Here is an 18,223-nt window from a genome sequence, read left to right as displayed (position 1 = left end):
TAATGATACGATTATAAATTTTTGAAATGGAGGGCGGTATATGTGTGCACGTTCAAGCACCTCAATACGTGGGATTAAAACTGTTAACGAAAAGAAATTAGTCGGGTATCGTGTAGTGTGTAATGAGTTAGAGGAATATGGTCTTGAAATACCGATAGCCTTTGAGCGGCTCGAAAGCCGTAAAGATGAAATCAATCAGCTAGTTGATTCGGGGCAGCTTATTGGTGCATTTAAAGCTTCAGAAACCTCAATAGAAGATGACGGCTACTGGGTTTGTTATGAAGTATATGATTTTGAGGATATTCCTAAAGAAATGGTGTCATTGGCTGTGCCCGCCCAGAAGTATGCGGTTCTGAATTACAAAGGAGAAGCTTCAGGAATATATAAGGTTTATGATGATTTGCACCAATGGATAGAGGAACAAGGGTATAAAAGGGTGCCAGCAAAGTGGTCATTAGAAGTGTATTCGAAATGGTCTGAGCATGAGAATGATGTGGAACTTTGTGATCCGGTAATGTAAGCGCAAAGATTGCGAATAACGAAGTGACTATTGAGGGGGAAGTCGTAGATGAGGGGTGGGTCTATAGATGATACAAACTAAAGAAAAGAGAGAACTGCTAGGCGCTTATGGAGTTAAGGAAGGAGAGTTTTCCCTTTTAAACAGCGGGGAGAATGATACGTTTCTGTTTCAAAGTGGTGATAAAAAGTTCGTAATAAGGCGGTATCGTCATCATCGTTATACGCTGCAACAGGTGAAAGCAGAAGTGGCATGGATGAGGCATGTTCGTTCTATTCTGCCTGTACCTGAGATTGTTGAGAATATAAATGGGTATGAAATTACCAAACTTGGCTCTCGATTCTATTTAGCTTTTGAATATATAGATGGAAATGGGATTAGTACTCCAAATCACCAAGATTACGCAAGACTAGGGTCCTTACTGTCTACATTTCATTCTACAATACCTAAGGTGAATTCTAGTTTAGAGTTAGATCGTTCCCTCCAAAGTCGTCCCTCCTACAAGGGGGAAGATGTTATCTATGAAGCAATTTCTTCTCTCTGTAGTGCATCTTTTTTATCAAATCAGCAAAAAGAACAATGTGAGAGAAAGGGTGAAGAAATGAAAAAATGGCTGCCTCATCTATCAAACGATCAATTCATCCATGGTGATGTCTTCTTTGGGAACATTATTGAAAGTGGAGAACAGTGGTATCTGCTCGATTTTGATGAGTGTGGGTTTGGAGATCGGGCCTTTGATATTGGGGTGCCCCGCATGCACCTTTTGGCTTCAAGCCAACTCGAGACATATTGGCCATCTTTTTCAGCTGCATATGAAAATATGCCATCAGAGGAAACTGTCCGAGCGGGAACAGCACTAAGGATTATGTATATGATGGGAAAGATACCAAAGCGTCTTGATATCGATCATATAAAAGAGAACCCCTCGCGATTTATAGAACGCTATATGGAACTCATTGATAGTGAACTTTCAGGAGCATCTTTTATTTAACGGAGGTGTAAGGATGGAAATTGGATTGTGATTAAGAGGCATGAAAGTGATTATCCTAATTCAATTAAAGTTAAGCAAGGAGATAAAGTGAATGACGCACAAAACATAGAAGGAGAGATGGAATGAGTATTTTATTCAGAATGGAATACTACGTAAAAGATATAGAAGCATCATTGGAATTTTACGAAAACCTTGTAGGACTAGAGTTATATGGGAGGAATGAGCGTGCAGCTAGGTTCAATTACGACTGTTTCTCGCTCCTTCTGACTTCAGAACAAATATTGAATAAAAAGGAGAAAGAACGCACCTATTTCGATCAAAATGGCATGGCTCAGGGGAAGGGTAACGGAGCAGAAATGATCATCGTCGTTGATCGCCTTGAAGTTGTGTATGAGCGATTTCTGCACGTTGACTATCCGGTCGTCGTAGGGATTCAAACTTATCCATGGGGTATGAGAGGTTTCAAAGTTGCTGATCCAGATGGAAATTTGATTCGGATCACTTCTGAGTAAGGGGGTACAAAAATGAGTACCTGGAAGAATCCGATTTTATTACTATCAGGCGTTGGGATCTCGTACTTGGGGAACTGGATCTATTTAATTGCGATTAATCTAATGATCTTAGACCTAACGGGTTCTGCAGCCGCTGTAGCAGGCCTTTATGTGTTGAAGCCAATCGCAGTTTTATTGATGAACGTGTGGTCGGGGAGTGTCGTAGACCGGGTGAATGAGAGAAAGATTATGGTGTTTGTGGATATCATTAGAGGTGCACTCGTTTTATGTATTCCTTTTCTATCATCTCTATGGGGGATCTATTCTTTAATCCTTTTAATTAATATGATTGGAGCGTTTTTCGGTCCCGCTTCATCTGTGTACATAACGAAACTCATACCTCAAACGAAACGGAAGCGGTTTAATTCGTTTTTGAGTATGACGAATTCAGGAGCATTCCTAATCGGTCCAGGATTAGCTGGTGTGTTGATTATGATGGTAGGAACCGAACTTTGTATTGTGATAAATGCGATTACTTTTCTTGTATGTGCTTTCCTCATCTTCCTTCTTCCTGACGTAGGTGATCAATCAGGAAAGGTACGTGAACCGATGAGGTGGAAAGGGATCGTGAATGATTGGAAAATATTAAGAGCATTTGCCGGAAGAGCTCCATTCTTTATAACCATTTACCTATTGTTTCAAGGCGCAATGATTATGGGTTTTGCATTAGACTCACAAGAAGTAACTTACATAAAACAGCACTTAAACCTTTCTGATCAAAATTATGGGCTGATCGTCAGTGTAACAGCGGTTGGGTCATTAACAGGAGGAAGTGTCGCTGCCATATTTGCGAACAAACTTTCTACAAGACTCTACTTAGCTGGGGGCATTTTACTTTCTTCTATAGGCTATGTGCTTTTCTATTCTTCCTTTAATATGTTAACGGCAACAGCGGCTTTTATCTTTTTAGGATTTTTCATGGCGTTTGCGAATGCGGGATACGCGACTTATTTTCAAAGTACAGTACCAGTTGATCTCATGGGGCGATTTGGAAGTGTAGCAAATATGATTCAAGGGTTGATTCAAATTCTGTTAACGACACTTCTTGGACTGTTTGCTCAATGGTTTACGCTGCAGGTGGTTAGTCTGATCTTTGCGGGAGTTGGAACGGTATTGGCTCTTTTACTGCTATTTAAGGTCTTTGTTCCAACAGAACACAACGATTTTTCTAATCATCATGTATCTTTATGAGTGATACGTGTAGAGGAGGGGAGAAAGTTTGAGGTGGTTTAGGTATGAGGCAATCATAATTCTTTTTCTATTCGTTTTAATTGGACTCACAGGTTGTCATGCAACATGGAATGGGAATAAACCAGAAAAAGTTCTGATATACGAATATCAATCAGAAGATTCATATGAGCTGTTGAGAGAAGTTAATGAGAATACTGAAGAAGCTAAAGTTCTTATTAACCTAGCTCAAGATGTAAAGGAGCAAAATGACCGTATGGATTTGCCTTCTTCTGACTATCGGTTAGATTTTTCTCTTGATAACGGAGATACCATTTCTTATTCTTTATGGTTAAATCAAGACCTTGGGAGTGGTGTTATCATGGAAAAACCTTCACGTTTCGCTGAAATAAGCTCCTCAGATGTAAATAAGCTCGACGATATTCTCAGGGATTAGGGGACAGGTACCTCGTCCCTTCGCGTCCCGAAATATTAGGTCGTCACACGGGACAACGTACCTGTCCCTCTATCCCTCCTACTCCATCAATATTTGGTAAATTAACAGAAAATTTAAATAAAATTTACAAAGAATACAAGACTTCTTAAAAGGTTCCAGTTACAATAAGGGTATGTAGTTATTAAGTACCGGTTGTGGCGAAAGTTCTGTAATCGAAATCTTTTGAGAAGGTGGTGCGGAGTTGAATCTGGCGGTAGTTTTATGCTGTTTAATCCCATTTATTTGTAAACAAATGGCTAAGGTTTCTTACGATGATAGGTTATTGAATACGCCCAGGATAACGAGTAGTGTTGTGATGTGGCTAAGTTTTACTATTGGGCTCCTCCTAATTGGCTCGGAAGGTTTTTATTCGGTTCCTATTATAGTGGGAGGACTCGTTCTTATTCTAACGGATTATGGGTCCAACTCCTTATGGATCGGCGAAATAGGAAGAACGTTCGGACGAATAGCGGCTATTTTAATTGTATCCATTTTCGGAAATATTCAACTAGATTATATGTTCTTCCCTCTACTGAATGAGGGACTGTCATTTCAATTTGTTACGATTCCATTAACGATTATATGGTTCTTATTCGTAATGTCTGCGGTTCACATGGCAAATAAAATTTCATTTAATAGTACAAGAGTGATTTCTGTAGTTTTGTTGGTCATGTTAATGATTGCAGTCTCTTTGGGGCACGCATATGTAGTGATGTTTACTGGACTTTTATTCTTATCGATTATGAGCACTCACTATGCTTTTGGTTCCGAGATCACTTCAACCTTTGACATTACTGGGTTTATGATTGGGATCATTACTGTTATGGACGTCACGCATAAGGATGGAACCTTTATTCTTGGGGGGACCTTAATTGCTATAACTGCTATACTTGCCATTATTCATGGGTATCGAACGGGCACTGCCCGTCAAAAGCGAGCGATTTCTTATAGTTTGATTACCTTTATGGGAGTAGGGTTAGTTATTGCTTCCATTCAATATATATTGCTCACTTTTATTACACTTGCTGCTCTTTATCTATTCTTTTCTCACGAGTCTGATCCTGAGCAAGTATAAGAAAAGCCTCATCTTGTAACAGAGGATTCGTGAATAGACATGAATACAAAAGAGGCCATTCGTTTAGGAATTAGCCTCTTTTTTGTTTCTGTTATATATGTCCAGACCACATGATGGACTGAGTTTTCTATCCTTGCGTTGTATTCTTGATTATGGATTCAGCAATTTCAAATGCTTTATCTTTTGTTAATCCTTCTCTCAATACAAACTCAATGGAATAAGAACCTTCCTCTACGTTAAAAAACGTGAGTACTATCTCGTCATCCTTAACCTTTCTTTCACTAAATTGAACATCTACTCCATTTATATTCTTTATATCGATATCATCGGTGCTGATTGTTGTTTTTACGTTACTATACGTTATTCTAAATAGCCAAGGCTCTCCATCGTATAAGCCATACACTACGTTTGACCCCATATCTTTTTCGTAAACATCAATATATTCCTCATCCATCAATGTCCCTTTGTTCTTAGAGTAAACCACAGCTAGATCTTTTGCGTCACCAGTTGGGACAGAAACAATTTGTGCTGAAGTAATGGGGTACTCTTTATATTCAGGTATAAATACATCAGTCCTAAGTTCTTCAGTTACTTGCTTGTTAAAAGAAGCCGTAACTCCACTTGATTGTGAAGAACAAGCGCTAAGCAGTAACATGAAGATCATGAACAGAAAGCCAGTTCCTACTCTCACTACCTCATCCCCTTATGTAGTTGTATCATCTTATATTAACATAAAATTCCAACGGGTTTATGTGCTTTGTAATTTATTAAAAACATTTTGCTAACCAGAATCTCTTCATGAATAAAAAGACTGGAAATTTTATAGAAGTTGATCGTAAAATTTTTATTAGAGGAATAATTTAAGTGAAGTCCGGTGTTTAACAAGTGCCAGTTTCGATCACATACATGATTCTGAGGAGGAAATGAACATAGAACCAAAAATACTTGAAATTAAAAAGTAACATTTAGTAGGAAAAAGCATGGTCATGTCGTTCCAGAATGATCGCACTGCAGAGTTATGGCGTTCGTTTATGCCTGAAAGAAATCAAATACACGACCGAATTGATCCATGTTTTTACTCACTCCAAGTGTATTCGTCTCTGTTCTCATTTAGAAATGTGGATCCTAATGAGGAATTTACGAAATAAGCGTTAGTTGAGGTTTCAGAACTTAAACATATCCCTCCTTCTATGGAAGTCTTCACGCTTCCTGAAGGGAAGTATGCTGTTTTTATTCACAAAGGTCCAGCCAGCACATTTATGCAAACATTAACGTACATCTATGAAACGTGGCTACCTGAGTCTCCTTATGTGATTGATGACAGACCTCATTTTGAACGATTGCAAGAAGGTTATCACCCGGCGGATGCTGAAGCTGAAGAAGAGGTATGGGTACCGATTCGACTATGATAAGCAGAGCAAGGAGGTAACCGATGAAGGTGGAGATTGATTTAATGGGAGATAGTATCTGCTGTTTTACAAGAAAGGGCAAGGGAATCAGGCCCCTTTCATGTTATAAGCTTTTACTAGATCCTCTATTAATCTTCTGTTACTATTAGCTAAAAATGGAAAAGAGGGTTCTGCATGATTTTATATCCACGTCTAACCGAAGACACATATACAATTGGAGTCACTGCGCCATCTTCAGGTGTGCCAGAAGAGCTTCATCCCCTTTTACAGCAAGCAGAAGAAAAGATGAAGAGAAACGGTAAGACAATGGTCTTTGGTCAAACAGCCTGGAAACAGGATAAGGCGCGATCAGCCTCTGCATTAGAAAGGGCGCAAGAATTTAATGATATGATGCGAGACGATAGCGTGGATTTAATTATCCCACCTTGGGGAGGAGAACTCCTAATCGAGACGCTTGAGCACATCCATTTTGACGATTTACCATCAAAGTGGGTGCTTGGATATTCAGATACAAGTCTTCTCTTATTAACTACTACACTACAAACGGGTATCGCAACAGCCCATGGAACGAATCTTGTTGATTTGCGAGGGGAAGAGTCAGACCTTACAACTAGCAGATGGATTGATGTGTTAACGACTGAAAAGGGAGGGGCGGTTACACAGTATTCTTCTGATTATTATCAGAAAGAGTGGGATTTCGAAAATCCAACTCCACACATCTTCCATTTAACGGAATCTACAGAATGGAAAACAGTAACAGGTGCTCCGGTCCAGGTGGAGGGACGGTTACTAGGTGGATGTATCGATGTTGTACGTCATTTAGTGGGAACTCCATTTGATAGAGTAGATAATTTCCAACAGGAGTACATCGGTTCTGAGCCGGTTCTTTGGTATTTTGAGAATTGCCAGCTTTCCACGACAGATCTGCGTAGAACCCTTACTCAAATGAAGCTAGCGGGCTGGTTTAATCATATATCTGGTATTCTTTTTGGGAGAAGTCCTGCTAATCACCCTGTAGGGAATTATGAGGTGCTAGATGTGTATCAGGAGTTGGCTGACGAGTTAGATGTTCCTATTATTTATGATATAGACTGTGGGCACGTTCCGCCTCAATTGACCATTGTGAATGGAGCCTATGCGAAAGTTAGTGTTCAGAATGGAGCGGGCACTTTTGTTCAGAAATTCAAACCGTAGTAGTTTTTTATTCTTCATGTTACATAAGCTAGCACTTCTTGTGCTAGCTTTATTGGAGTTCTTCTCGAGTAATCTCTTGCATGACCCACCGATTCCCGTTGTGGGTTAGTTTGAAGTGCGCCTTTATATGGCCGATTAGTTCATTGTTCCTTTCCTGCACTATTTCATAAGTTTGATCTCCGAGTTTATTGAACGTAAAAGGTTGATCGGGTTGTAGTGTTAACCCTCCGTCTCTGGGCTTTACTTGGAACTTCCCATCCCTGGTCCAAAACAATTCCTCTGCATTAGACGAGGCTAATTCTTCTGCCATCGTTTCTTTATAAAAGGATGCAATTTCTGAAGTAGATGTATAGTCGTTCTCTTCATTGTCATCTTCCATGACCTGAATCGTATGTGTAATGGCCTCTTCATAATCGAGTGCTACTTGTTTAGCTTCCTGCTTAGAAAGAGTAGGCTGATCACTAGTCTTACTTTCTGATGATTCGCTATCGTTGGTATTTTTTGATGCGTTATTTTTACTATTGTTTTCCGTATCGTCTTGTGAGCTAAGAGTTTCTTTCTTCTCCTTATTTGCCTGGTGCTCTTCTGACATTTGTGTGCTTTCCTTTTGTCCTCCTTCATCTTCTTTTGCTGCACACCCTATCAACGGAAGCGCAAGCAACAATAAAGCTACTACCTTTTTCATATTTTTCCTCCTTTATTAATAGGTGTTTCACAAACGTAGAAGAGGAAAACATGTCTTTTATTTTCTTTCGTTTTTGAAGTGTGATAGGATTTATCGAAACTAATGCATAGTAAAAAATGGAATTTAGATGGTATGATTAAGATATAAGAATGCGATTACATAATGTAGGAGGAAGATGAAAGCATGACGATCTTACTTATATGTATCTTGTTAGGTTGTTCGATTGGAATTCCATTTTTGCTTTTCGGAAAAATAGAGGGTGGGATGAAGAATTTTTTTCGAGGTGGCTTTGCTAGTGTAGCCAATGATAATAGTTTTTACATTCAGTGTCCGACATGCTCTGGGAAACAAAAGCGCGGAAATGGAGACCCTTACTGTGCAGCATGTCAAAAATACTTCTAAAAAAAGCGCAACGCTACATTGTAATATGCCTTTAGAAAGGTTATTTACCAAGAAGCATTGCGCTTTTTTTAGGTAGCTATACGATTTTGACCATTCATGTTATCTAAAAATGAACGAGCAAAAGCTGTGCACTGTTCATAATCCTCTTTGACGTTTAACGCCATTTCTATTTTAAATCCTTTTTGAACGATGGTTGCACCACATTCCTGAAGTCTGTTTTCAAATAAATTTACAGCCTCACAGAACTTAGGATAAGAGGTATCCCCAGATCCGAAAGATGCAGCAGGGAGGCCTGCTAAATCAAGTTCTTCCATCTCTTCATAAAATTCTTCTACTTCATAAGGAAGGTCACCATCTCCCCATGTGTAAGAACCTAACAAGACAGCATCATAATTTAATAGATCTTGGGGTTCAAGTTCTTCCATTTCATCGAGCGTTACGGAGTGTTCATAATCCTTGAACACGCTCATAATATGATCGGCTATTTCTTCAGTGTTACCAGACATACTGGCATATGCAATTAAAATGGATGCCATATTCACAGCTCCTTTAAGATGAAGTCTTGGCTAACGTTTTGGTTAGCACATAGTTTACGTCTTCTAGTTTTTGGACATAGTACATGAACCGTTCTTGATCTTTATGATCTAAGGATGCATTCACTTTATAGGAGTAGTAGTTATATTCTAGTTCAAGATCCATTTCAGAACAAATCAGGTTTTGGTCGTGAAACTGTTCAAGATCATCAATATGTACATAAACTTGGTAAGATTCATTTACAACGATGCGCACATACCAACCAAGTGGTTCCACGTTTTTAATATCTTCTGTGAGTTCTATACGATCACCACGCTGAAAAGGGATTGTATTCGTGTGATGTTTGGAGGAGCAAAAACAATCTACTTTATGTTTAAAGGACTTCGTTACAAGAAATGTAGATTCCATATTGGAACTCCTTTCAAAAAGGGTGTAGTTAAATGATAATGGTTATCACTCATTAAACTGATTATAAATGAAAACAATTCTCATCGTCAACACTTAATTGATATTGATAATTATTTTCAATCATGACATAATAAAGCTAAAAAATGAGAGGGGGAGGACGAATGACACTGGAGTACCAGAAATTTGTCAATCACATCATCTATGAAATTTACCTGCTTCCTGTGAATCAAAGAACGACTTCTTCGATATTACATATAGTGCATGAAAAGCAGCAAGAAATAGGAAAGAATACCTTCTTTAAGTCTGGCTGTGATTATATTGCTTTTGTTCAAATTATTGATCACTTACTGCAACAAATAGATCTATACCAGGATAAACATGCTTGGTATTGTCCTTTATGGAAAGGCGTAAATCCAAGCAATAGAAAGGCGTTTCGATTGGATCATACCGTCATTAGCCATGAGAATAAACAAGTAAGGTTTAGGAAATTCTTCGTAGAATGTAGTTCTCATGCTCTCGAAGACTATGCTCAGAAAGCCATTTTGTGCAGTGAGCACATGTTTCAGGCCAAACCGACAAGTGTGGAATACGTAAATCTAACAACAGGAGAGCACCATATTCTACATGTTGCCTAAATGAAATAAAATGAAGTCACTCTAAACATAGGGTGGCTTCATTTTTATCTAAAATTGTCATAGTTTGGAAGGTGTTTGGCGAGGTCAGTAGAAATTAGTAAAGTAGCTTATTTAGTGTAGGGGGAGTGGGGAGTGAATCGAGTAATCGAGTTGACTTTTATTATCATTTATACCGGATTACTCACTTATGATTTCTTCCTTTCGAATGAGGTTAGATTCCTATGGGTTAAGTGGTTGCTACTCGTTAGTTATAGCGTTTTAATTGTGACTAGCCTCTTAATGAGGAAAGGAGAACGTAATAATAGGAGCAATAATGTGTGGGAAATTGGGTTTACGGTATACATTGTTGCTCTCCTTGCATTTTTTACTATTATAGGTGGACAATCAGCAAGCGGTCTATCATTCTATAATCCTTTTTTGTGGATTGTGGTCGTGATCTCACTTGCTGATACATTCTGGCGTGCGAAACGGGAACGAGAGGTGATGTGATTTGAAACAGGGATTGCTTCATCATGTTGAGCTCTATGTATCTGACCTTGAAAAGTCTAAAGAGTTGTGGGGATGGTTCCTTGGGGAATTAGGGTATGAAGTTTTTCAAAAGTGGGATAGTGGGCAAAGTTATAAGCTCGGTGATACATACCTTGTGTTTGTGCAGGTTGAAGAGCGGTACAAGGATCGTTCATACCACAGATGCCGAGTAGGGTTGAACCACCTGGCTTTTCACGCCCAATCCAGAAAGCAAGTAGATCGCATAACTGCGGAGTTACGAGAGAAAGGTACTTCGATTCTCTATGAAGACAAACACCCTTATGCTGGTGGAGAAGATTATTATGCCGTTTACTTTGAAGACCCAGATCGGATAAAAGTAGAGCTAGTTGCTCCAGAAATAGAATAATGGAATATGAGGTGAATGGATGTTCCCCGTAATTGAAACAGACCGACTGTGGTTAAGAGAAATTGAGGAAAAGGATAGCCAAGCGTTGTTCGACTGCTTTTCTAAAGATGAAGTTATCCAGTTCTATGGTCAGGACAAAATGACGAGTATTGAGCAGGCACAGCGATTAGTGGAGCTATTTGCTACAAATTTTAAGTCCAAGCGAGGAATAAGGTGGGGAATTGAACGTAAGGATTCTCCTGGGCTTATCGGCACGATTGGATTTAATGCATGGTTACCTCAATATCAGCGAGCTGAAATTGGCTACGAGCTCCATCCTGACTTCTGGCATCAGGGATACATGACAGAGGCTATAAAAAGTATAGTGGATTATGGGTTTAACGCGATGGAGCTAAATCGGATCGGAGCAGTCGTTTTCTTAGAAAATCAACCTTCTAATCAATTGCTAGAGAAATTTGGTTTCCAAAAAGAAGGTGTGTTAAGGAAATATATTGTTCAGAATGGGGTTGCTCATGATACTTATATGTATGGTCTTCTTTCTGAAGAAGCATAAAGGAAGCTAAGGATACAAAAGAGAAACCCTGCCTAAAGGTTGGCAGGGTTTCCTGTGTATTCAAGCTTAGTTAGACTTTGTCCAGTAAGCTGCAGCGTTGCTTGAGCTTAGTGGAGGGAACGTTTGTCCGCTCTCTAAACTAATATGTTTCTCATCTTCAGTGGGGTTTGCACTCTTACGACCATCTGTCAGTCCATCGAATTTGTAAGTTCCATTCTCAGGTACTTTTTCTCCTGTCTTGTAACGGTTAGCCATGTGAATCCTCTCCTTTTAAGAATATTTATTGCAACCATAGGACGCTCCATTTTAATCTGAACATGCCTTACAGTTGAAGGTGTGGTTTAATATTCTAGAATAATATTCATGTGCTCCAAACAAAATAGGTAAGTCTTTAAATCAGCAAACGACCAACTCTTCTTTTTAGTTAGATTTCTTCCAGTAAGCAGCTTCTTTACTAGAACGTAATGGGGGGAATGTTTCTCCACTTTCTAGACTAACGTGCTTTTCGTCTTCAGTAGGATCCCCGTTTCCGTTCGTGTCAGCAAGTCCATCAAATTCATAAGTACCATTCTCTGGTACCTTCTCGCCTGTCTTGTAACGATCAGCCATTCAATTTCCATCTCCTTTTTATTGGTAATTATGGTTACACTAGTATATAGCCAGAATCATCCAACTATAAACAAGAAAAACACATTTAATTGCTATTTTTATAAAATATAGGTAAGAAGGAACGTATAGGGGTACAGTACTCTAGTATTCTCATTATCATCTTGCTTTTTAGATTTTTTTTGAAATAATAGGAAGTAATTGTATTCATTATTGAGGGAGCTATGAAATGAGAGAAGTTAAAGTAGTAAAGGCAACGTTAGAAGACGCGAGTTGTTTAACAGAAGTTATGAAACGAAGTTTTGATGAAGAGGCAAGAAAGTATCTTTCAGAGGGAAAGGAAACGATTGACCTTAATATCCAACCACCCGGCTATACATCGGTAGAAAGAATGCGCTACTCAATAGAAAAGTTACATACTTATAAAGTTATAGTAGATGGATTGATACAAGGAGGAGTGATCCTAACCATAACAGGACAAACATTCGGAAGAGTAGATCGGATATTTATTGCTCCTCTTTTACAAGGGCAAGGCATCGGTTCTAAGGTTATGAGATTTATAGAAGAGGAATACAGAAGAATACATATATGGGAGTTAGAAACTTCCAGCCGGCAAAAGGGTAATTTGCAATTTTATGAAAGTCATGGTTATAAGCGAGTATTTGAAGCAGACAATGAATGTTGTTATGAAAAACGAGTAGCTGCTGAAGACACTTCTACTCTTAATAAATTATATGAACACTTTGAATTGCAAGACGCAGCAGTCTATGGATCTAACTTTTCGAAGGCATCTATTACTAATAGTAATCTAGAACAGATCCATTACACCAACTGCAACATGAGACAATCTGAATTTCGAAATATCAACTTCAGACAAGCATCGTTTGCTGATTTGAATTTAGCTCATAGTAAGTTTGAATTTGTTTCTTTAGGTGGTGTTCATTTTAGTAGCACTGACTTGGGAGAAGAAGATGCTCCAATTTCCTTTAATAAATGCGACTTAAAACAAGGTACGATTGAACAATGTGATTTAAGTGGTTTGAAGGTTGTCGATAGCCTGGTAGATGGAATGACAATAAACGGGATAAGAGTAGATGACTTACTAGCGGCTTATGAGGAAAGACGCATCAAATAAAACTAACAGTATAAATGAGGTTCAACTCCCCTGTAGGTAGACTAATAAAAATAGGGAACTGTCTGATTGTAGGGGAGTTCTATTTAGGTTTTACATTTGATTCTTAAATTGCTTCCCTTTTTCAACATACGAATCTATTGAAAGCTGGATGAGCTTAAGATCTTCTTCATTTAGTTCACGAACGACTTTAGCAGGTGAGCCTACAATTAGCGAACGGGGTGGATAGGTTTTTCCGGGAGGTACTAAGGAATTTGCGCCAATGATGCATTCTTCCGCAATCTCTGCCCCATCTAAGATGGTAGAGCCCATTCCAACGATGGATCGGTTGCCTATGGTACAACCATGAAGGACAACATTATGACCAATAGTAACTTCATCCCCCACCGTTAAGGGGGAATCCTCATATAGGTGGCATGTGGAATTGTCTTGTATACTTGTTCGCTTTCCGATGCGAATCGGAGCTTCATCACCTCTTAAGACTGCATTAAACCAAATGCTTGATTCCTCTCCTATTTCTACATCACCTATAATGTGAGCACCAGGGGCTACAAATACGCTACGATCGACTATAGGGAAGTCGTTTAGGTATTTATAAAGCATTCCATTCCTCCTTAAATTGTGTTAACTTTATGAAAAGTATAACATTTTCATAACGAGGTGAAAATAAGATGAATGATCTTTGTCGCTTGTTAAACATCCAACATCCTATTCTTCAGGGGGGAATGGGGAATGTGAGCAATGCTCCGTTATCCGCTGCAGTAAGTGAAGCTGGTGGGTTAGGTACTGTTGGAGTCGGTACGATGGATCTGTCAGAAGTTAAGAAGATCTTGCAAGACTTGAGAACGCTCACAGAACGGCCGATTGCTTTAAATATTCCACTAAATGTAACTCCTTACAGAGATGAAATGGTTGAATTAGTCGTTAAAGAGAAGCTCCCTGTTGTATCACTCTCAGCTGGAAATCCTGCTCCTTTTATCCCTTACTTTCATGAACATGGGGTGAAGGTGATCGCAGTGGTTGCGTCTGTGCGACAAGCTCGTAAAGCAGAAGCAGCAGGAGCAGATGTCATCGTGGCAGAAGGATACGAAGCTGCGGGCATTAATTCGAATTTTGAAACGACTACGCTTACACTAATTCCTCAAATTGTAGATGCTGTATCTGTTCCGGTGGTAGCGGCAGGAGGCATAGGAGATGGTCGTGGGTTAGCCGCTGTGCTTTCACTTGGGGCTAGCGGTGTGCAAATGGGGACGAGACTCATCGCCACTACTGATTCGCCCATGCATGCAGCCTATAAAGAGACACTTTTAAGTGCAGATGATCTTCAAACGGTAATTGTAGGACGGAGTATTGGAAAGGTTCGCCGTGTGATGAAGACACCGTATGCAGGTCAATTACTCTCTCTTGAGGAGAAGGGCATAGCAGAGGAGGACTTTAATCGTCTCACTTCTGAGCATTATCATAAAGTAGGTGCCTTAGAAGGGAAGCTTGATCAAGGGTTTATTAACGGAGGGCAAGTTTCAGGGGTAATCCGTCACCTTCCAAGTGTACAGGAACTCTTCGTAACTATGATGGAAGAAGCGGCCTCCCGTTTTCACATCCTTGCAAACGGCTACCCCCTTACTAAAAGAGAAACGACCTAAAAAAGATGAGCTGATAGCTCATCTTTTTTGCGTTAATAAGTAAAAGCGTGCCAGACACCCGCTATTCCTTTAGAGTATTAACGTGTGCTATTACGCTATGAAATGGCATTACAAATGATGGTTTTAGCGTTTGTTGAAGGTTATAAAAATTGCCTTTCATAACTTTGAGGTAGTAGAAAAGGTCCTTTAACGCTTTGAATTATAAGAGTAATTTTAATTTTTTGAAAATTTATTGACAAATAAACGAGGGTCCGATACTATTACGTTATAAATACGTTGTCTTTGTTGTTTATCATATGATTCTGAGGCAACTTTTTTTCATGGTTAAAATGTAAACGGTTTCAAAAACATCTAAGTCTTACATAAATAAATGAGGGATTAATGGGAAGGGGAGTTCAATGAAAAAGATAAGTTGGTTGTTGATGCTCATGATCTTAGGAAGTTTACTTGTTTTAGCCGCTTGCGGGTCAGATGATGACACTCAAAATGACTCAGGAGAAACGGAAGACACAACAGATACAGAAGAATCTTCCGGTGATGTGACATCTGATGGAGAGACGTATCAGATTGGTGTTACACAGATTGTAGAACATCCATCTCTTGATGCAGCTTTTGAAGGATTTAAGACAGCATTGGATGAGGCTGGAGTTAATGCTGAATATGATGTTCAAATAGCGCAAGGGGATCAGTCGAATAACCAAACAATCGCGACAAATTTTGTTGGGGATCAAATGGATTTGATTTTTGCGAACTCTACTCCAAGTGCTCAAGGTGCCCTAAATGCTACATCTGATATTCCAATTATCTTTACATCTGTTTCTGATCCGATTGGAGCTGAACTTGTTCCATCCATGGATGAAGCAGGTGGGAATATTACAGGTACAACCGATAATCATCCTGAAGCCATTCCAAGCACGGTTGACTTTATTAGTAACGAGCTTGGTGCTAAGAAAGTAGGAATGATTTATAACTCTGGAGAGCAAAACTCCATTGCCCAGATCGACCTTGTTAAAAAAGCGATGGAAGGTACAGACCTAGAAATTGTTGAGCGTTCTGTTTCAACATCAGCTGAAGTACAGCAAGCAGCTGAAGCTCTTGTAGGTAAAGCAGACGTCTTCTATATTATTACGGATAACACGGTAGTATCTGCCTTGGAATCAGTAATCTCAGTAGCGAATGATCAGGATATTCCTGTCGTAGCTGGAGAGTTTGACTCTGTTGAGCGTGGAGCTCTTGCAGCATATGGATTTGATTATTATGACATTGGCTACCAATCAGGTGAAATGGCTGCCAAAGTGCTTAAAGGCGAAGCAGATATTTCCTCAATCGCACCTGAAGTGCCTGGTAACTTAAAGCTTGTTATGAACAAAACAGCAGCAGAGGAACAAGGTGTTGAGATTAAATCAGAATGGGAAGAGAAGGCTGAATTTGTAGAGTAACATTTGATTTGGGAGGGGCCCAGTGAACTAACTTATACTAGCGCACTGGGCCCTTTTATGAAAATGGAGAGAGGGTGAAGGTCGTGCCATTTGCGATATTTGGTGCTTTTGAATCTGGAATTATTTATGCGATTATGGCGCTTGGTGTGTACTTATCCTTCCGCGTGTTAGACTTTCCTGATCTGACCGTTGATGGAAGCTTTGTAACGGGTGCTGCAGTAGCAGCCATCCTAATCTTTAACGGATATAATCCATTCCTGGCAACGATTATAGCATTTATTGCCGGTTTCCTTGCTGGTTGTGTAACAGGGTTGTTGCATACAAAAGGAAAGATTAATCCATTACTATCAGGAATCTTAATGATGATTGCGCTTTATTCAATCAATATCCGGATTATGGGCAAATCAAACGTCGCCTTGTTGAATCAAGAATCTGGGCTGGACATTGTTTCAGGATGGTGGGATAGCCTTGGTTTGAATGCTCCATTTAATGCTTTATTTAACATGGTTGGTTGGGGAGAGTTCCTACCACAAACGTGGGGCATTTTCTTCTTTATGATTGTTGTTACGTTCTTTATTAAATGGTTGACCGACCGTTTCTTGAAAACAGAAGTTGGTCTTGCTATTCGCGCAACCGGTAACAACAAGAAAATGATTCGAAGCTTCTCAGCAAATACAGATTTATTCATCATTTTAGGACTTGGTCTGTCTAACGCCCTAGTTGCTTTTTCGGGAGCATTAATTGCTCAATTGACTTCTTTTGCTGATGTTGGTATGGGCATTGGGATGATTATTATCGGACTTGCATCCGTTATTATTGGTGAAGCGTTATTTGGAACAAAGTCGATTGCCAGAACAACTCTAGCTGTTATTGGCGGGGCGATTGTGTATCGTATTGTCGTTACCCTTGCTCTACGTGCTGACTTTTTAAAAACAAGCGATATGAAGCTTATTACAGCAAGTATTGTCATTATTGCGCTTGTATTACCGAAAATCATAGATAACCAGAAAGCGCGCCAGCTTAAGAAAAAGAAAAATGCCGAACGTATGGCCACAGTCCAAATGGCGTCAGCCGGAAAGGATGAGTAACGTTGCTTGAATTGAACCATGTCCATAAAGTCTTTAATGAAGGTACTCTTGACGAGAAAATAGCTCTTGAACATATTGATTTGTCTTTAAAACCAGGGGATTTTGTTACTGTAATTGGAAGTAACGGTGCAGGAAAATCGACATTGATGAATGTGATTTCTGGCGCACTTTCACCTGATATTGGGACAGTTACAATCCAAGATACAAACGTGACTCCTTTTCCGGAATACAAACGTTCAAAATTGATTGGCCGAGTTTTTCAGGATCCAATGGCTGGTACAGCGCCTGAAATGACCATTGAAGAAAACCTAGCTATTGCCTACGCCCGTAATAAGAAGAGGACACTGAGGAGGGGCGTGACGAAGAAGCGGAAAACATTTTTTAAAGAGTCACTAGAAAGTCTTCATTTAGGGCTTGAGGATCGATTAAATGCCAAAGTCGGTCTTTTGTCAGGTGGAGAACGTCAAGCTTTGTCGTTGCTTATGGCTACATTTACAGAACCGTCTATCCTTCTCCTCGATGAGCATACGGCGGCTCTTGACCCATCTAGAGCAGAGCTTATTACGAATCTAACGAGTGAAATTGTTGAGAAATATCATTTAACTACATTAATGGTAACTCATAATATGCAGCAAGCTCTTGATCTAGGAAATCGTCTCATCATGATGGATAAGGGGCAAATCATTTTAGAAGTTTCAGAGGAAGAGAAGAAGGAGTTAACCATTGAGACGCTTCTTGAAGAATTCCAGAAGATTCGCGGAGAACAAATGGTGAATGACCGCGCTTTATTATCTTAGTAAAGG

24 protein-coding genes and 1 pseudogene are annotated in these 18,223 nt (G+C 39.5%); 18 read left to right on the top strand and 7 right to left on the bottom strand.

All coding sequences use genetic code 11. The features are described from left to right. Nucleotides 1-40: 40 nt before the first annotated feature. From N780_RS14240 to N780_RS14215, 6 genes are all read left to right on the top strand, one after another. The gene (locus N780_RS14240) at nucleotides 41-520 is read left to right on the top strand and encodes a GyrI-like domain-containing protein (RefSeq protein ID WP_036785408.1); all 480 of its coding nucleotides are present in this window, start codon (nucleotides 41-43) and stop codon (nucleotides 518-520) included. A gap of 67 nt (nucleotides 521-587) precedes the next feature. Next, nucleotides 588-1,508 carry a phosphotransferase enzyme family protein gene (locus N780_RS14235; protein WP_052115089.1) on the top strand — a complete coding sequence of 307 codons (921 nt, stop codon included), beginning with the start codon at nucleotides 588-590 and terminating at the stop codon, nucleotides 1,506-1,508. Between the two features lie 122 nt (nucleotides 1,509-1,630). After that, nucleotides 1,631-2,020: a VOC family protein gene (locus tag N780_RS14230; protein ID WP_036785405.1), complete on the top strand. Its 390-nt coding sequence runs from the start codon at nucleotides 1,631-1,633 to the stop codon at nucleotides 2,018-2,020. A 12-nt stretch (nucleotides 2,021-2,032) separates the two neighbouring features. Next, nucleotides 2,033-3,250 carry an MFS transporter gene (locus N780_RS14225; protein WP_036785402.1) on the top strand — a complete coding sequence of 406 codons (1,218 nt, stop codon included), beginning with the start codon at nucleotides 2,033-2,035 and terminating at the stop codon, nucleotides 3,248-3,250. Between the two features lie 28 nt (nucleotides 3,251-3,278). Beyond that, nucleotides 3,279-3,683, top strand: coding sequence for a YhfM domain-containing protein (locus N780_RS14220; protein ID WP_036785400.1), 405 nt, complete (start codon nucleotides 3,279-3,281; stop codon nucleotides 3,681-3,683). Between the two features lie 355 nt (nucleotides 3,684-4,038). Next, a complete protein-coding gene (locus N780_RS14215; RefSeq protein ID WP_036785397.1) occupies nucleotides 4,039-4,797 on the top strand; it encodes a hypothetical protein in 759 nt (252 codons plus the stop codon). Nucleotides 4,798-4,924: 127 nt separating this feature from the next. Here N780_RS14215 and N780_RS14210 read toward each other — a convergent pair whose 3' ends face one another. Next, nucleotides 4,925-5,488, bottom strand: coding sequence for a hypothetical protein (locus tag N780_RS14210; protein WP_036785395.1), 564 nt, complete (start codon nucleotides 5,486-5,488; stop codon nucleotides 4,925-4,927). 472 nt (nucleotides 5,489-5,960) lie between these two features. On the opposite strand from N780_RS14210, the pseudogene N780_RS20100 reads away from it, so the two are divergent. Together N780_RS20100 and N780_RS14200 are read left to right on the top strand one after the other, a co-directional pair. Then, nucleotides 5,961-6,206: pseudogene (locus N780_RS20100) on the top strand (GyrI-like domain-containing protein); the annotation flags it as partial. Nucleotides 6,207-6,380: 174 nt separating this feature from the next. Further along, nucleotides 6,381-7,400 (top strand): S66 family peptidase, encoded by a 1,020-nt coding sequence (locus N780_RS14200; RefSeq protein ID WP_036785394.1) that lies wholly within the window; start codon nucleotides 6,381-6,383, stop codon nucleotides 7,398-7,400. A gap of 49 nt (nucleotides 7,401-7,449) precedes the next feature. Here N780_RS14200 and N780_RS14195 read toward each other — a convergent pair whose 3' ends face one another. Continuing rightward, nucleotides 7,450-8,085, bottom strand: a complete 636-nt coding sequence (locus tag N780_RS14195; RefSeq protein WP_036785392.1) for a hypothetical protein — start codon at nucleotides 8,083-8,085, stop codon at nucleotides 7,450-7,452. A 183-nt stretch (nucleotides 8,086-8,268) separates the two neighbouring features. Here N780_RS14195 and N780_RS20095 point away from each other — a divergent pair, with 183 nt between their 5' ends. Continuing rightward, nucleotides 8,269-8,487, top strand: a complete 219-nt coding sequence (locus N780_RS20095; RefSeq protein WP_036785389.1) for a hypothetical protein — start codon at nucleotides 8,269-8,271, stop codon at nucleotides 8,485-8,487. A 68-nt stretch (nucleotides 8,488-8,555) separates the two neighbouring features. Here the strand turns inward: N780_RS20095 and N780_RS14185 are convergent, their stop codons facing one another. Beyond that, complete coding sequence (locus tag N780_RS14185) at nucleotides 8,556-9,023, bottom strand: flavodoxin (protein ID WP_036785387.1); 468 nt, start codon at nucleotides 9,021-9,023, stop codon at nucleotides 8,556-8,558. Nucleotides 9,024-9,036: 13 nt separating this feature from the next. Beyond that, nucleotides 9,037-9,429 carry a hypothetical protein gene (locus N780_RS14180; protein ID WP_036785384.1) on the bottom strand — a complete coding sequence of 131 codons (393 nt, stop codon included), beginning with the start codon at nucleotides 9,427-9,429 and terminating at the stop codon, nucleotides 9,037-9,039. Between the two features lie 161 nt (nucleotides 9,430-9,590). Here N780_RS14180 and N780_RS14175 point away from each other — a divergent pair, with 161 nt between their 5' ends. From N780_RS14175 to N780_RS14160, 4 genes are all read left to right on the top strand, one after another. Beyond that, entirely contained in the window at nucleotides 9,591-10,064 is a 474-nt protein-coding gene (locus tag N780_RS14175) for a hypothetical protein (protein WP_036785382.1), read from the top strand. 132 nt (nucleotides 10,065-10,196) lie between these two features. After that, the gene (locus tag N780_RS14170; protein ID WP_036785379.1) at nucleotides 10,197-10,553 is read left to right on the top strand and encodes a hypothetical protein; all 357 of its coding nucleotides are present in this window, start codon (nucleotides 10,197-10,199) and stop codon (nucleotides 10,551-10,553) included. 1 nt (nucleotide 10,554) lies between these two features. Further along, on the top strand, nucleotides 10,555-10,959 hold the full coding sequence (locus N780_RS14165) for a VOC family protein (protein WP_036785377.1): 405 nt from the start codon (nucleotides 10,555-10,557) through the stop codon (nucleotides 10,957-10,959). Between the two features lie 19 nt (nucleotides 10,960-10,978). Next, nucleotides 10,979-11,512, top strand: a complete 534-nt coding sequence (locus N780_RS14160) for a GNAT family N-acetyltransferase (RefSeq protein WP_036785375.1) — start codon at nucleotides 10,979-10,981, stop codon at nucleotides 11,510-11,512. 66 nt (nucleotides 11,513-11,578) lie between these two features. On the opposite strand, the gene N780_RS14155 is transcribed toward N780_RS14160, so the two are convergent. Next, nucleotides 11,579-11,767 carry a YjzC family protein gene (locus N780_RS14155; RefSeq protein WP_036785372.1) on the bottom strand — a complete coding sequence of 63 codons (189 nt, stop codon included), beginning with the start codon at nucleotides 11,765-11,767 and terminating at the stop codon, nucleotides 11,579-11,581. 165 nt (nucleotides 11,768-11,932) lie between these two features. Then, a complete protein-coding gene (locus N780_RS14150) occupies nucleotides 11,933-12,121 on the bottom strand; it encodes a YjzC family protein (protein ID WP_036785369.1) in 189 nt (62 codons plus the stop codon). A gap of 226 nt (nucleotides 12,122-12,347) precedes the next feature. Here N780_RS14150 and N780_RS14145 point away from each other — a divergent pair, with 226 nt between their 5' ends. After that, nucleotides 12,348-13,253, top strand: coding sequence for a GNAT family N-acetyltransferase (locus N780_RS14145; RefSeq protein WP_036785367.1), 906 nt, complete (start codon nucleotides 12,348-12,350; stop codon nucleotides 13,251-13,253). 90 nt (nucleotides 13,254-13,343) lie between these two features. On the opposite strand, the gene N780_RS14140 is transcribed toward N780_RS14145, so the two are convergent. Then, the gene (locus N780_RS14140; protein WP_036785366.1) at nucleotides 13,344-13,853 is read right to left on the bottom strand and encodes a gamma carbonic anhydrase family protein; all 510 of its coding nucleotides are present in this window, start codon (nucleotides 13,851-13,853) and stop codon (nucleotides 13,344-13,346) included. A gap of 68 nt (nucleotides 13,854-13,921) precedes the next feature. Here N780_RS14140 and N780_RS14135 point away from each other — a divergent pair, with 68 nt between their 5' ends. The 4 genes from N780_RS14135 (at nucleotide 13,922) to N780_RS14120 (ending at nucleotide 18,217) form a co-directional block, all read left to right on the top strand. Beyond that, nucleotides 13,922-14,893, top strand: a complete 972-nt coding sequence (locus N780_RS14135) for an NAD(P)H-dependent flavin oxidoreductase (protein ID WP_036785364.1) — start codon at nucleotides 13,922-13,924, stop codon at nucleotides 14,891-14,893. A gap of 398 nt (nucleotides 14,894-15,291) precedes the next feature. After that, nucleotides 15,292-16,332, top strand: coding sequence for an ABC transporter substrate-binding protein (locus N780_RS14130; protein ID WP_084599613.1), 1,041 nt, complete (start codon nucleotides 15,292-15,294; stop codon nucleotides 16,330-16,332). Nucleotides 16,333-16,466: 134 nt separating this feature from the next. After that, nucleotides 16,467-17,420 carry an ABC transporter permease gene (locus tag N780_RS14125; RefSeq protein WP_052115093.1) on the top strand — a complete coding sequence of 318 codons (954 nt, stop codon included), beginning with the start codon at nucleotides 16,467-16,469 and terminating at the stop codon, nucleotides 17,418-17,420. Nucleotides 17,421-17,422: 2 nt separating this feature from the next. Next, nucleotides 17,423-18,217, top strand: coding sequence for an ABC transporter ATP-binding protein (locus N780_RS14120; protein ID WP_036785360.1), 795 nt, complete (start codon nucleotides 17,423-17,425; stop codon nucleotides 18,215-18,217). The last annotated feature ends 6 nt before the right edge of the window (nucleotides 18,218-18,223 follow it).

The sequence above is a fragment of the Pontibacillus chungwhensis BH030062 genome (assembly GCF_000770675.1).
GTDB lineage: Bacteria > Bacillota > Bacilli > Bacillales > BH030062 > Pontibacillus > Pontibacillus chungwhensis.
This window is presented reverse-complemented; position numbering and strand designations above follow the sequence as displayed.

What these genes read in the sequence shown, in the direction of transcription:
- N780_RS14240 (WP_036785408.1), top strand. Translation starts at nt 41, where the DNA reads ATGTGTGCACGTTCAAGCACCTCAATACGTGGGATTAAAACTGTTAAC.
- N780_RS14235 (WP_052115089.1), top strand. Translation starts at nt 588, where the DNA reads ATGATACAAACTAAAGAAAAGAGAGAACTGCTAGGCGCTTATGGAGTT.
- N780_RS14230 (WP_036785405.1), top strand. Translation starts at nt 1,631, where the DNA reads ATGAGTATTTTATTCAGAATGGAATACTACGTAAAAGATATAGAAGCA.
- N780_RS14225 (WP_036785402.1), top strand. Translation starts at nt 2,033, where the DNA reads ATGAGTACCTGGAAGAATCCGATTTTATTACTATCAGGCGTTGGGATC.
- N780_RS14215 (WP_036785397.1), top strand. Translation starts at nt 4,039, where the DNA reads ATGTGGCTAAGTTTTACTATTGGGCTCCTCCTAATTGGCTCGGAAGGT.
- N780_RS14200 (WP_036785394.1), top strand. Translation starts at nt 6,381, where the DNA reads ATGATTTTATATCCACGTCTAACCGAAGACACATATACAATTGGAGTC.
- N780_RS14195 (WP_036785392.1), bottom strand. Translation starts at nt 8,085, where the DNA reads ATGAAAAAGGTAGTAGCTTTATTGTTGCTTGCGCTTCCGTTGATAGGG.
- N780_RS20095 (WP_036785389.1), top strand. Translation starts at nt 8,269, where the DNA reads ATGACGATCTTACTTATATGTATCTTGTTAGGTTGTTCGATTGGAATT.
- N780_RS14185 (WP_036785387.1), bottom strand. Translation starts at nt 9,023, where the DNA reads ATGGCATCCATTTTAATTGCATATGCCAGTATGTCTGGTAACACTGAA.
- N780_RS14180 (WP_036785384.1), bottom strand. Translation starts at nt 9,429, where the DNA reads ATGGAATCTACATTTCTTGTAACGAAGTCCTTTAAACATAAAGTAGAT.
- N780_RS14175 (WP_036785382.1), top strand. Translation starts at nt 9,591, where the DNA reads ATGACACTGGAGTACCAGAAATTTGTCAATCACATCATCTATGAAATT.
- N780_RS14160 (WP_036785375.1), top strand. Translation starts at nt 10,979, where the DNA reads ATGTTCCCCGTAATTGAAACAGACCGACTGTGGTTAAGAGAAATTGAG.
- N780_RS14155 (WP_036785372.1), bottom strand. Translation starts at nt 11,767, where the DNA reads ATGGCTAACCGTTACAAGACAGGAGAAAAAGTACCTGAGAATGGAACT.
- N780_RS14150 (WP_036785369.1), bottom strand. Translation starts at nt 12,121, where the DNA reads ATGGCTGATCGTTACAAGACAGGCGAGAAGGTACCAGAGAATGGTACT.
- N780_RS14145 (WP_036785367.1), top strand. Translation starts at nt 12,348, where the DNA reads ATGAGAGAAGTTAAAGTAGTAAAGGCAACGTTAGAAGACGCGAGTTGT.
- N780_RS14140 (WP_036785366.1), bottom strand. Translation starts at nt 13,853, where the DNA reads ATGCTTTATAAATACCTAAACGACTTCCCTATAGTCGATCGTAGCGTA.
- N780_RS14135 (WP_036785364.1), top strand. Translation starts at nt 13,922, where the DNA reads ATGAATGATCTTTGTCGCTTGTTAAACATCCAACATCCTATTCTTCAG.
- N780_RS14130 (WP_084599613.1), top strand. Translation starts at nt 15,292, where the DNA reads ATGAAAAAGATAAGTTGGTTGTTGATGCTCATGATCTTAGGAAGTTTA.
- N780_RS14125 (WP_052115093.1), top strand. Translation starts at nt 16,467, where the DNA reads ATGGCGCTTGGTGTGTACTTATCCTTCCGCGTGTTAGACTTTCCTGAT.